The organism is Brevibacillus panacihumi W25, assembly GCF_000503775.1.
GTDB classification, from domain to species: domain Bacteria; phylum Bacillota; class Bacilli; order Brevibacillales; family Brevibacillaceae; genus Brevibacillus; species Brevibacillus panacihumi_A.
This window is the reverse complement of sequence record NZ_KI629785.1, coordinates 1,288,243-1,301,119: the sequence shown is the minus strand read 5'-3', so window position 1 is coordinate 1,301,119 and position 12,877 is coordinate 1,288,243. Positions and strand designations below refer to the sequence as shown.

Below are 12,877 nucleotides of genomic sequence, written 5' to 3'. Positions count from 1 at the left end.
GCAATCATGAATTTTGCAAGTAAGGAAGCTCCCGTCGTCCGTTATCGAAAGGTGAGCAAGTCGTTTGGGGACCTGACCATTTTAAGGGAAATTGATCTGGACATCGCACCCGGCGAAAAGATCGCCGTGATTGGCCCCAGCGGCTCCGGCAAGACCACGATGGCCCGTCTGCTGATGACGCTGGAGGAGCCGAGCTCAGGAACGATTGAGGTGGACGGAGAGCATCTCTGGCATAAGAACGTGAATGGCAAACTGGTGCGTGCAGATGAAAAGCATTTGCACAGTATCCGCGGCAAGATCGGGATGGTGTTTCAACACTTCAATCTGTTTCCGCACATGAGCATTCTGCGCAATGTAACGGAGGCTCCGATTCACGTGCTGGGTCTCGACAAGGAAGAAGCGATCGACCGGGCGATCACCATGCTGAGAAAGGTCGGTCTCGCCGACAAGCTGGACCACTATCCGACGCAGCTGTCCGGCGGTCAAAAACAGCGCGTCGCCATCGCCCGTGCCTTGGTCATGCGTCCGAAGGTCATGCTGTTTGACGAGGTGACCTCTGCGCTCGACCCGGAGCTGGTCGGGGAAGTGCTGGCGGTCATTCGGGAAATCGCGGCAGAGGGCGAGATGGCGATGCTTTTGATTACTCACGAGATGGATTTCGCCCGTGATGTGGCAGACCGGATCATTTTCACCGACGGAGGCAGGATTGTGGAGCAGGGCACGCCCGAACAAATTTTTTACAAGCCGGAAAGCCCGCGACTGCAGACGTTCCTGAGCCGTTTTCGCGCGGGGTGAACCCGGGTGCAAAGCCGTAGCTTTGAAAGGAGGTGATACAGATGAAGACGAGCGAGAAGATTCGTTCCGGGCAAATCAGCCTGCGATCGCCGACAGAAGACGACGGCGCTTCGATGTGGCGGCTGGCGCGCGATTCCGGCGTGCTGGAGATGAATTCTGCCTATGCCTACCTGATGTTTGCCCGATTTTTTCAGGATACCTGCGTAGTCGCCGAGATTGAAGAAGAAATCGTGGGCTTTGTGACCGGCTTCTACCGACCAGATCAGGAGGATACCTTGTTTATCTGGCAGATCGGCGTCCATGACGCATACAGAGGAATGGGCATCGCCAAAAGCATGATTCAGGAGCTTTTGCGCAGAGGCGAGAGCCAGAGCATTCGCTATCTGGAAGCGACTGTCTCTCCTGCCAATGAAGCTTCCAGTGCTTTGTTCAAAGGTGTAGGCAAAACGTACAGGACCCATTGTCGGATCGAAGAATGTTTTCCCGCCCACTTGTTTCCAGGTGGAGCCCATGAAGCGGAATGGACGTATCGCATCGGTCCCATTCCCGCCCATGACTGAGGAGGTTGTGCATGAAAACCATTACCGAGGTACAAAACCCATTGCAGGTGTTCGCGCAAATCGAGTCACAGGTAAGGAGCTACATCCGAAATTTTCCGGTCGTGTTTGCCAAAGCGAGCGGGCATACACTCTGGGATAACGCAGGAAGGGCCTATATAGACTTTTTTGCTGGCGCAGGAGCGCTGAACTATGGGCACAACAACCCGGTGATCAAGGAAAAACTGATCGAGTATCTGAGACAGGACGGAGTTACGCACAGCCTGGATATGGCGACCGAAGCCAAAGAGGCGTTGCTGAAGAAATTCAACGAGGTGATCTTGGCCCCGCGCGGCATGTCCTACAAAATCATGTTCCCCGGTCCCACGGGAACCAACAGCGTCGAAGCAGCCTTGAAGCTGGCGCGCAAGACGACTGGGCGACATACGGTCCTGAGCTTTACCAACGGGTTTCACGGCATGACGATCGGCTCTTTGTCCGTGACCGGAAACCGGATGAAGCGCGAAGGAGCCGGGATGCCCCTGACCCATGCCTTGTCCCTTCCCTATGACAACTACATGGGCGCGGATGTGGATACCGCCGCCTATATCGAACGGCTGCTCGAAGACGGTGGCAGCGGACTTTCTCTCCCCGCAGCTATGATCCTCGAAACCGTTCAGGGGGAAGGGGGGATCAATGTAGCGAGCTCGGAGTGGCTGCGCAGAATCGAGGCGATCTGCCGCAAGCACGGCATCCTGCTGATCGTCGATGATGTGCAGGCAGGTTGCGGACGAACGGGTTCCTTCTTCAGCTTCGAGCAGGCGGGCATTACGCCGGACATCGTCTGCCTCTCCAAATCCATCGGCGGTTACGGTTTGCCCCTTGCCCTCACGCTGATCAGGCCGGACCTCGATAAATGGCAGCCAGGTGAGCACAACGGGACATTTCGCGGCAACAATCTGGCGTTTATCGCCGCGCTTGAGGCATTGAACTACTGGAAGGATGACGCGTTTCGCCAAAGCATCGGGAAAAAGGGGCAGATGGCGCGTGCCCGACTGGAGAAGATCGCAGCTGATTATCCATATCTGGGCGCGGAGGTTCGCGGCAAGGGGTTGATGCTGGGTCTCGCCGTACAGGAGGATGAGCTGGCAGAAAAAATCTGCGCGTGCGCGTTTGAGCGAGGATTAATCATGGAGACTTCCGGGGCGCGAAGCGAAGTGATCAAGCTCTTGCCCCCGCTGACGATTTCTGACGAAGCACTGAATAGAGGACTGGATATTCTCGAGGAAAGTGTAAAGATATGCCAGCGAAAGGAGAGAGGATTATGATCGTCAAACACTTGGAGGACCTTATCGGAACGAAGGACGACATCGATACGCCGACATGGGCCAGCAGGAGGTTTCTCTTGCAGCATGATCAGATGGGCTTTTCTCTGCACGATACGATCATCAAGGCGGGAACGGAAACCTACATCTGGTACAAAAACCATCTGGAAGCCGTGTATTGCATCGAAGGAGAAGGCGAGATCGAGGTCGTCGGAGGCGAAACCTATCAGATCCGTCCCGGGATGATGTACGCCTTGTCCGGGCATGAAAAGCATTATTTGCGGGCGCGCAGCCAGATGCGGATGGTCTGCGTCTTCAATCCGCCGTTGACAGGGCGCGAGGTTCATGATGAAGAAGGGGTCTACCCGCTACTGGAGGGAAATCGCTCATGACAAACCAATCCATCGTACATGACGTGTATCCATCTCGTGTCAGCCCAAAGGCAAGGATTCTGCCGCGTGTGGATCCGGTCGTCTATCGCAACGAACGGACAAACAGCGGCCCGCTCACAACCGAGCAGCTTTCCTTTTACGAACAGAATGGCTATTTGAACTTGACCGGCTTTTTTGCATCGGAAGAAGTCCAGGAACTTCGCAGCGAAATGGATCGCTTATGGGAGAAAAATGCGCAAGCGAATCGCAAGGAAGTAATCCGGGAGCCAGAATCCCAAGAGGTGCGATCCATCTTCGCCGTTCACCGGGACAACGAGGTGTTCCGGCAGCTGTCGCAGGACCCTCGATTGGTACAGATGATCGAGCAAATCCTGGGCAGCGAGGTCTATCTCCACCAGTCGCGGATCAATTACAAAAAAGGCTTTACCGGCAAGGAATTTTACTGGCACTCCGACTTTGAGACCTGGCATGTAGAGGATGGCATGCCACGGATGCGGGCCTTGAGTTGTTCGATTACACTGGAAGAAAATTTCCATTATAATGGCCCGCTGCTCCTCGTGCCCGGCTCCCATCAATCGTTCATCACCTGCGTGGGAGAGACGCCGGAAGATCACTATGAGCAGTCGCTGCGAAGACAAGAATACGGTGTTCCTGATCAGGAGAATCTGGCGAAGCTCGTGGAGAAGCATGGAATTGACACGATGACGGGACCAGCGGGGAGTGTCGTTCTTTTCGATTGCAATATTATGCACGGCTCCAACAGCAACATCTCCCCACTGCCGCGCAGCAATGTGTTCATGGTTTACAACAGCGTGGAAAACAAGCTGGTGGCTCCGTTTTCGGGGCAGCAGCCTCGACCTGACTATATTGCGACGAGAGAATAAGGGAGGAGACGCATGGCGCTTGTTGTACAGAAATATGGAGGCACGTCTGTTGCATCTGTAGACCGGATACGCAAGGTGGCCGATCGGATCATTCTCGCCAGGCAGACGCATCAGCGCTTGGTGGTCGTCTTGTCCGCAATGGGAAATACAACAAATAAATTGAAGGAACTGGCAGAACAAATCGCCGAGAAGCCCGCTGACCGGGAATGGGATATGCTCGCAAGCACGGGAGAGCAGGTATCGATTGCCCTTTTGGCGATGGCCCTGCGTCAAAAAGGCTGCGAGGCGGTGTCGCTGACAGGCTGGCAGGCAGGAATCACGACACAGGCCAAACATACGGATGCACGGATTCAATCGGTCGATCCCTCGCCGATCCACAAGCATCTGGATGCAGGGAAGGTCGTGATCGTGGCGGGTTACCAAGGGATATCGGAGCAAGGAGAGATTACCACGTTGGGACGGGGAGGCTCCGATACCAGTGCTGTGGCGTTGGCGGCTGCCCTGCAAGCAGAGCTTTGCGAGATTTTGACGGATGTGGATGGCGTCTATACAGCAGACCCGCGATTGGTCCCAGCTGCACAGAAGTTCTCCTGGATTTCCGCCGAGCAGATGTTGTTGCTATCCCGCATGGGAGCAGCCGTCCTGCATGCGCGCTGCGTGGAACATGCCAGGAAGCATCAAGTGCCTTTGGTCGTTCGCTCCAGCTTTTCCACCGAGGAAGGAACCAGGGTGGGAGGTGAGCCTTCGACAGGGTCTGATCGGCCGCGCCTTGCCCTGGCGCACAGGGAAGAACTGGGCGGATACCGGGTTGCCATCGCGGGTGAGTCACCGCTTTCGACCTGGGAGCTGTTGCCTGTGTTAAGACGGCTGCCTCACGCCAATTCTTGGAAAAAGAATGAAGAAGGCTGTCTTTACACTCACGTCCATCCATCTGCGTTGAAAAATGTACTGCGTGTGGTACATACAGCGCTCGGTCTGGATGAAAAAATAATCCAAACAAAAGCGGTAACTCCTTAGCAAAAGCGCCCCCTATGTCTATCAGGCATAGGGGGTTGCATATAAGTGTGAAATTATCTAAATCTTTAGTATTGACACCATAGTCGCGAAAAAACTAAAATAAAGACATAAAAATAAACTTTGTTTTGTATATGAAACGATGCGCGTGTTTATGGGAGAGAGAAGGAAGGGCAAAGCATCTTAGGCATAGCAACAGGTTGTAAGAGCCTCTTTTTTTTAGTCATATTCGGAAACATCGTTTTATATTTAAAACACATACGTTTTTCTTGCTCCAAACACTATTCCACAAGAGGTGATTTCCTATGTTGGGCATTACCCATCTGCGCCACATCAGCTTATTTACGCCGGTGTTGCAAGAACAGGCAGATTTTTACGAAAAAATATGGGGACTCGATAAGCTCCAAGAGGACGAGAATAATGTGTACTTCCGTGGCGCTGGCTCAGAGAACCACATTTTGCATCTGCAAAGAGGGGAAAAAAGAGGCTTGCACCATATCGCGTTCGGTGTCGTCGACAAGCATGCTGTCGATTCGGCTGCGGAAAAACTGAAGGAATTGGGCATTCCCGTCATTCAAGAACCAGGCTATCTGGACGAAGCGGGAGCAGGATACGGGCTTCGCTTTCTCGATCCGGAAGGCAGATGCATCGAGCTGAGTTGTTGGGTAGAGATTCACACCAAGGACTGGAGCAAGAAAAACGTCGATCCGATCAAATTGAACCATGTCGTCATGAATACCAAAGACATCGACATGATTACGGATTTTTATACAAAAGTACTGGGCTTCAAGGTTACGGACTGGAGCGAGCATCAAATGGTCTTCCTGCGCTGCAACAAGAACCACCATTCGCTTGCATTTAACCAGGACGAACATGCATCTGTGAATCACATCGCCTATGAGGTAGAGAGCGTCGACGAAGTGATGCGCGGAATCGCCAATGTCCGCAAAGCAGATGTCGAACCGATGTGGGGACCAGGACGTCACGGCCCAGGCAACAACATTTTCTGCTACTTCCGCGATCCAGCAGGATACGTCATGGAGTACACCTGCTACCTGACTACGGTAGAGGACGATGACAAGTGGCAAGCATTGGTTTGGAAACGCGTGCCGCATTTGATGGACCAATGGGGTATTGCAGGTCCGCCGCCGCCAGGAGCCCGTGCATCCATGAAAGGCGATCCGGACGAAGGCTGGGCGACCAAACTGGTGAAAAAAGACTAGCATCGACGACAACCAGCCAGCGCTGAAGAAGGAGTGTTGAAAAAAGATGGACTTGGGTCTGAAAAATAAAGTGGCGATTGTCATGGGCGGAACCTCCGGCGTCGGTTTGAAAACGGCAGAGATGTTCCTGCAGGAAGGCGCCCGCGTCGCGATTTGCGGGCGCGATCAACAGAGAATGGAAAACGCTTGCAAGCATCTGGAGCAGTTCGCTTCTGCCGATCAGGTTTTTGCGAAAACCTGTGATGTGACTAGCAAAGAAGACGTGCACAGCTTTATCGACGGCACTGCTGAACACTTCGGCGCTGTCGATATTCTGGTCAACGCAGCGGGCCAAAGCGTGATGGGCTATTTCTTTGACATCACGGATGAGCAATGGAGACAGCAAATTGATCTGAAGTACTTCGCGATCATTCACGCAGTACGCGCCGCTTATCCGCATCTGCTCAAGCAGGGCGGCGGCCGCATCATCAATATCAATGCGACGCTGGCGAAAGAACCGGAGCGGCATATGGTCGCGACTGCTGCGACTCGTGCAGGGCTGCTGAACCTGAGCAAGACTCTTTCCCAGGAGCTGGCTCCCCACAACATCACGGTAAACTCTGTAAGTCTCGGCTTGATCGCGACCGATCAATGGGAGCGCAGACGTTTGAAGAATGCGCCTGAGATGGATCCGGCAGAGTATTACAACGACTTGGCGAAAAAACGCAATATCCCCATGGGCAGAGTCGGCCAACCCGAAGAAGTGGCGAGTGCGATCCTTTTCCTGGCTTCTGCACAAGCCAGCTACGTATCGGGATCTACGATTGAAGTAGCCGGAGCTTTGGGGAAAGCGCTTTAATAACGAAAAAGTCTGAAAGGGGTACATCATGACTACGAATGGACAAATGGAATACACAACAGCGGACGCGGTTGTAGCCGAGCTTGTACGCGCCGGGGTCGAAGTCGTTTTTGGTGTCGTCAGCATTCACAATATGCCGATTTACGACGCATTGCTTCGCGAGGGGAGCATCCGCATCGTCTGCTCCCGTGGCGAGAGCGGTGCAGCCAATATGGCGGATGGTTACGCGAGATCGACAGGCAAGCTGGGGGTCGTCATTACCAGTACAGGAAGCGGCGCTGCGAATGCAGCCGGTTCACTGGTCGAAGCCTGGGCAGCAGGAACCCCTGTCTTGCACCTGACAGGTGAAGTCGGCTCGAAATACCTGGGAACAGGCCGTGGCTACATTCACGAATGCAAAGACCAGCTCTCCATGATGAAGGGCTGCTGTAAGGAAGCGTACCGCCTGCGCAAGCCAGAGCAAGCTGCTTCCGTGGTCCGTCAAGCGATCGTCACAGCGACGACGGCTCCAGCAGGTCCCGTATCGCTGGAAATCCCGATTGATTTCCAATCCGCGATCATCCCGCAAAGCAAGATCGAATCGGTGCAAGTCGCCTGTGCGACACAAGCAGCACCTGTGATTCCGGCAGAGGTTGTCGATCAGCTGGCAAACTCCCGTCGTCCGGTGATCTGGGCGGGCGGAGGCGTCATTTCTGCAGGCGCTTCCAAAGAGCTGACCAAGCTGGCTGAGTTGACCGGCGCCGCCGTGATTACCAGCCAGTCCGGCAAAGGCTCGATTCCAGAGGATCATCCGCAATGCATCGGTCACTTCGCGGCTTATGAAGCTGTAAAAGAGCTGTTGAAAAATGCGGATCTGCTGGTAAGTGTCGGGGTTCGTTTCCGCGGCAATGAGACGGTCAACTGGAAAGTGACTGCACCAGAGGCGCACATCAGCATCGACGCTGACCTGAGTGCGTTCAACCGCAACTATGAAGTGACACATGGCCTCTTGGGCGAAGCGAAGCCGATCCTGGCTGCTTTGAACGAAGCACTCCAGGCAAAAAGCGTTGCTCCTGAGGCGGCTTATGTAGAAGAAGTGAAATCCGTTCGTGAAAAAGTGCGCGCGATCCTGCGCGAAACGCTGGGACCATACGAAGCGATCGTCGACGGCATGCGCAGAGTGCTGCCAAAAGACGCCATCCTCGTGCGTGACGTGACGGTTCCTGCCAACGTGTGGGGCAGCCGCTTGTTTGAAATCTATGAACCTCGCACTTCCATCCACGCTTCCGGCGGCGGTATCGGACAAGGCTTGCCGACTGCTCTCGGTGCCCAGATGGGACAACAGGACCGCGTAGTCGTCCTGATGGCAGGAGACGGCGGGTACATGCTGAACGTGGGTGAAATGCCTGTAGCGGTACAGGAAAATCTGCCGCTGATCGTTCTCTTGTTTGACGATGCAGGCTACGGTGTACTGCGCAACATTCAGGATGCAGCTTACGGACGTCAGGTAGCTGTCGATCTGGTCAGCCCGGACTTCGTCATGCTGGCAAAATCGATGGGGTACGAATCCAACCGCGTCGGTTCTCCCGAAGAACTGGTCAATGAGCTGGAAGCAGCCGTAGCGCGCAGAAAACCAACCATGATCGTAGTCGATATGAATGCCGTAGGTCCGATGGCCAAACCGTTTGGCGGCCCTCCAGGAGCGGCAGACGCCTTTAAGCCGAAAAAACTGTAAGGAGGCCGAACAAACATGACGAACTCATATCCAAGCATTTCCGGCCAATTTCTGATCAATGGCGAGTGGATCAAGGGGGGGAAGGTCACAGATGTGACCACCCCCGCCAACATTTCAGAAGTGGTTGGACAGGTGGCTCTTTGTACAAGAGAAGAGGTAAATCAAGCGGTCGATGCGGCTGAGCGGGCATTTCCGGCATGGGCGAGCACACCGGTAGAGAAAAGAGCGGAGCTGGTCAAAGCAGCTTCCGAAAAGTTGGCGGAAATCATCGAGTCCACGGTGCCGCTCTTCGTCCGTGAAAACGGAAAACCGCTAGTCGAAGCCAAAAAAGACATCATGCGCTGTGTGGAAATCATGAGCAAAGGCGCAGACGCGCTTGTTAAATTTTGGAAAACAGAAACGCTGCCAGGCGGACAAATGGTGCAAATCCGTCGCCGTCCGCGCGGTGTGACAGCCGTCATCTCTCCTTGGAACTCGCCGATGATTCTGACCTACAAACGCGTCATTCCAGCTGTACTGGCAGGAAACAGCGTCGTAGTCAAACCGGCGACCGATTGCCCTTTGACTGTCCTCGAGACGCTCAAGGTAGTAGCCGCACAGTTGCCTCCAGGCGTCATCAATATCGTCACAGGCTCGGGTGCTTTGGTGGGAGACGTGCTCTGTCATGATCCACGCGTCCGCACGATTGCTTTTACAGGCAGCACTGAGACCGGTAAACAAATCATGAAAATGTCTTCGGGTACTGTGAAAAAGCTGTACATGGAGCTGGGCGGAAATGACCCGGCGCTCATACTCGAAGATGCCGTGCTGGACGAAACAGCGATGCAGCGCATTCGCATGGGAATCCTCCGAGCAGCCGGTCAGGTATGCTCCGCGATCAAGCGCGTGTACGTGCATGAATCCCGCTATGACGAGTTCCTCGAGAAGCTGACCAAGGAATTCCAACGCATGATCGTCGGCAACGGCATTCAGCCGGATGCCATGATGGGTCCGATCAACAACAAAGCCCAGTACGATTATGTAAAAGGCTTGATCGAGCGCACCAAGAGTGAAGGCGCTCATGTCGAAACACTTGGAATCAAGCTGGATGAAGAATCCTGGGACAAAGGCTACTTCATGCTCCCTTCGATTGCCACTGGTGTAACACAAGACAGCGAGCTGGTTCGCGCAGAACAGTTCGGGCCGATCATTCCTGTATTGAAATTCTCCGATCTGGATGAAGCCATTGCGATGGCGAATGACACCGAATTCGGATTGCGCGCTTCCGTCTGGACAGCCGATCAGGAAAAGGCTGAAGGAATTGCCGACCGCCTGGAAGCGGGAGCTGTGTTCTTTAACAACCATACGATTTTCCAAGACTTGCATTATGACTTCCCAGGCCTGAAAGAGAGTGGACTGAGCCGCGAAACCGAATGGTGCAGCATTGATTTGTTTGCAGACAAATACGGATTTGCCAATTAACAGCTTTACGCCCACACTCAACTAGTGCATCTTACATCAGGAGGCGCAGATTATGCTAAGCAAAAACATGCGATGGGTTTATATTTCAATCCCAATTTTCTTCTTCTGGTTCTTTGGGCAAATTGACAAGCTTGGCATCTCTGTTATCCAGACGGATCCAGCATTTTTGGCAGACATGGGCCTGACTGGCGATGACAAGAACGCAAAGATTGGCTTTCTGACCTTTATCTTCACAGTCGCGTATGCATTGTCCAACCTGTTTTGGGGCATCGTCATCGATAAGCTCGGCGCCCGCAAGACAGCGATCCTCGGCTTGGTCATCTGGGGAATTACGATGATTATGGCGGGCTTGGCAACCTCTTATGAAACGTTTTTAGTCTCCCGGATTATTCTGGGGATCGGCGAAGGGATCATGATCCCGGTATCCGGCAAATTTATTGCGAACTGGTTTAATCGCAAGGAGATTGGCCGTGCCCAATCCTCCTGGATTTCAGGCAACTATCTGGGACCAGCGATCGGGGCACTTGCCTTGACTGCCATTATTGCCAACTTTACCTGGCATAGCGCCTTTTTCTTGCTGGCAGCGTTCAACCTGCTGATCAACATCCCGATGTTCCTGTATTTGACTCGTGAAACACCGGAAGAACATCCGAAAATGAGCAAGGAAGAATTGGCTTTCATCCGTCAGGAAGACGTCGTGAGCAAAGCGGAAGACCGTCAAAACTTTGCGCAAGACTTCCGCTACTGGATGGTTTGGATCGGAATGCTCGCATCCTCCTTCCTGTTCTTCGGGATCAGTATCTGGCTGCCGACCTACCTGACACAAGGGAAAGGATTCGCGATCGAAGAGATGGCTGGAATCACTTCCTTGTCCTGGCTGTTCGCCTTGATCTTCGTTCTGATTTGCGGTTATCTGGCGGACAAAACACAGCGACCTTCTCTGCTGGCCACTATCTTGTTCGCGCTTTGTGCGATCTTCCTGACCATTGCCTCCAATGCATCGAACCCGGTTCTGGCGGGTGTATGTCTGGGGCTGGCGATGGGGACGCAGGGCGGCGTGTTCCAATTGAGCAATCTGTTTATCGTCAAATTCTCCACTCCTGAGACAGCAGGCCGCGCAGCAGGCTTGATGGGCTTCACGAATATTCTCGGCGGTTTTTCCAGCTACATCATGGGCTGGCTGCGTGATGCGGCAGGCGGCGACTTCGGCACATCCATCATCATGCTGATCGTAGTCGCGATCATCGGTTTCCTGGCGTATATCACCACCCTGAAGAAAGAAGGGGCAGAAGTGCTCCTGTATAAGAAAGCATCACTGTAAATGGAAGATACAGAAAGATCAAAATGCTAGAAACGGAGTGATCACGAATGAGTAAGCCAGAAGTGCTTCTTGACGAAATGACCCGTGAAGAGACCCTTCAATACCTGAATGAAACGGTACGGCCGGAGGAAGGCGTCATTCCTGCCTATATCCTGGCGGACCCTACCATTTATAAATTGGAGCATGAAAAAATCTTTATGAAAACCTGGATTCTCTTGGGCCATGAGTCCGAGCTTTCCCAGAAAAACGACTATCTGACTCGTGATCTGGCGGGCTATTCCGTCATTATCACTCGCTCTTCGGACGGAGAACTCCGCGCTTTCTACAACATGTGCACACACCGTGGAATGAAGCTCTGCCGTGCGGACAAAGGGAACAAGGCCAACTTCACCTGTCCGTACCATGGCTTCAACTTCAAAAATACCGGCGAACTGATCGGGGTGCCGCTGCAAAACGACATCTACGGCGACAAAATGGACAAATCCAAAATGAGCCTGAACAAGGTCACCATCGCCACCTACAAAGGCTTGATCTTCGGTACCTGGAACGACAATCCGCAGCCGCTGGAAGACTTCCTTGGCGACTACAAATGGTATCTGGACATGGTGTTCGGCCGCACCGAAATGGAAGTCGTAGGACCTCCGCAGAAATTTATCGTTCACTCGAACTGGAAAATCGGTTCTGACAACTTCGTCAGCGACTCCTACCACACCATGGTGACGCATGGATCGATCGCAGCATTGGGCATGGTGCCAAGCGCAACCTATTCCAAGCGCGGCTATCAGGTTCATACCAACAACGGCCATGGCTGCAACATCGGAATGCCGAACCCGGACTTCGCGTTCCCGGAAAACCTGATCGACGAGTACAAGGCGAATCTGTCGGCCGCTCAATTCGAGATGATGTCCAATCTGAAAAATCTGATTGGTACCGTTTTCCCGAACCTGTCGATCCTGGTTTCCCATACCAAAATCAAAGACCAATTGATCTCCAATACCACGATGCGCCTGTGGAAGCCAGTCGGACCGGACAAGATGGAAGTCATGACCTGGTTCCTGGTAGAAAAAGGCGCGACAGAGGACTGGAAAGAGCGTTCTCGTGAAGCGTACATCCTGACATTCAGTCCATCGGGGATCTTTGAACAGGATGACACAGAGGTATTTACCGATATTACAGCTGCTGCCAGCGGCACAATGCCATACACCAAGCAACTGACCTACAACTACACGATGGGCATGCATCGCGAGCCCGTGAAAGACTTCCCGGGTCCAGGTGTAGCTTATCCGGACAAATTCTCCGAAGCTGGCTCCCGCAACTTCTACCGGTACTGGCTCGACCTGATGAACTCGTAATTTGTGGAGGAGGATGGACACG

Annotated in this window: 12 protein-coding genes; all 12 read left to right on the top strand. The window is 53.4% G+C overall.

The features are described from left to right. Window positions 1-6: 6 nt before the first annotated feature. The 12 genes from ehuA (at window position 7) to T458_RS47205 (ending at window position 12,855) form a co-directional block, all read left to right on the top strand. Window positions 7-795, top strand: a complete 789-nt coding sequence (gene ehuA, locus T458_RS47260) for an ectoine/hydroxyectoine ABC transporter ATP-binding protein EhuA (protein ID WP_084568048.1) — start codon at window positions 7-9, stop codon at window positions 793-795. Between the two features lie 41 nt (window positions 796-836). After that, complete coding sequence (gene ectA / locus T458_RS47255; RefSeq protein WP_023558103.1) at window positions 837-1,355, top strand: diaminobutyrate acetyltransferase; 519 nt, start codon at window positions 837-839, stop codon at window positions 1,353-1,355. Between the two features lie 11 nt (window positions 1,356-1,366). Beyond that, on the top strand, window positions 1,367-2,659 hold the full coding sequence (gene ectB, locus T458_RS47250) for a diaminobutyrate--2-oxoglutarate transaminase (RefSeq protein ID WP_023558102.1): 1,293 nt from the start codon (window positions 1,367-1,369) through the stop codon (window positions 2,657-2,659). Then, on the top strand, window positions 2,656-3,048 hold the full coding sequence (locus T458_RS47245) for an ectoine synthase (RefSeq protein WP_023558101.1): 393 nt from the start codon (window positions 2,656-2,658) through the stop codon (window positions 3,046-3,048). The genes ectB and T458_RS47245 overlap by 4 nt, the downstream gene beginning before the upstream one ends. After that, window positions 3,045-3,932 carry an ectoine hydroxylase gene (thpD, locus tag T458_RS47240; protein WP_023558100.1) on the top strand — a complete coding sequence of 296 codons (888 nt, stop codon included), beginning with the start codon at window positions 3,045-3,047 and terminating at the stop codon, window positions 3,930-3,932. The genes T458_RS47245 and thpD overlap by 4 nt, the downstream gene beginning before the upstream one ends. Before the next feature lie 12 nt (window positions 3,933-3,944). Further along, window positions 3,945-4,949 (top strand): aspartate kinase, encoded by a 1,005-nt coding sequence (locus tag T458_RS47235; protein WP_023558099.1) that lies wholly within the window; start codon window positions 3,945-3,947, stop codon window positions 4,947-4,949. 302 nt (window positions 4,950-5,251) lie between these two features. Continuing rightward, window positions 5,252-6,169 (top strand): VOC family protein, encoded by a 918-nt coding sequence (locus T458_RS47230; RefSeq protein ID WP_023558098.1) that lies wholly within the window; start codon window positions 5,252-5,254, stop codon window positions 6,167-6,169. Window positions 6,170-6,215: 46 nt separating this feature from the next. Next, window positions 6,216-7,007: an SDR family oxidoreductase gene (locus tag T458_RS47225; RefSeq protein ID WP_023558097.1), complete on the top strand. Its 792-nt coding sequence runs from the start codon at window positions 6,216-6,218 to the stop codon at window positions 7,005-7,007. A gap of 28 nt (window positions 7,008-7,035) precedes the next feature. After that, window positions 7,036-8,721, top strand: a complete 1,686-nt coding sequence (locus T458_RS47220) for a thiamine pyrophosphate-binding protein (RefSeq protein ID WP_023558096.1) — start codon at window positions 7,036-7,038, stop codon at window positions 8,719-8,721. A gap of 15 nt (window positions 8,722-8,736) precedes the next feature. Then, window positions 8,737-10,182 carry an aldehyde dehydrogenase family protein gene (locus T458_RS47215; protein WP_023558095.1) on the top strand — a complete coding sequence of 482 codons (1,446 nt, stop codon included), beginning with the start codon at window positions 8,737-8,739 and terminating at the stop codon, window positions 10,180-10,182. Between the two features lie 52 nt (window positions 10,183-10,234). Then, window positions 10,235-11,503 carry an MFS transporter gene (locus tag T458_RS47210; RefSeq protein WP_023558094.1) on the top strand — a complete coding sequence of 423 codons (1,269 nt, stop codon included), beginning with the start codon at window positions 10,235-10,237 and terminating at the stop codon, window positions 11,501-11,503. Between the two features lie 47 nt (window positions 11,504-11,550). Further along, a complete protein-coding gene (locus T458_RS47205) occupies window positions 11,551-12,855 on the top strand; it encodes an aromatic ring-hydroxylating dioxygenase subunit alpha (protein ID WP_023558093.1) in 1,305 nt (434 codons plus the stop codon). Window positions 12,856-12,877: the final 22 nt, after the last annotated feature.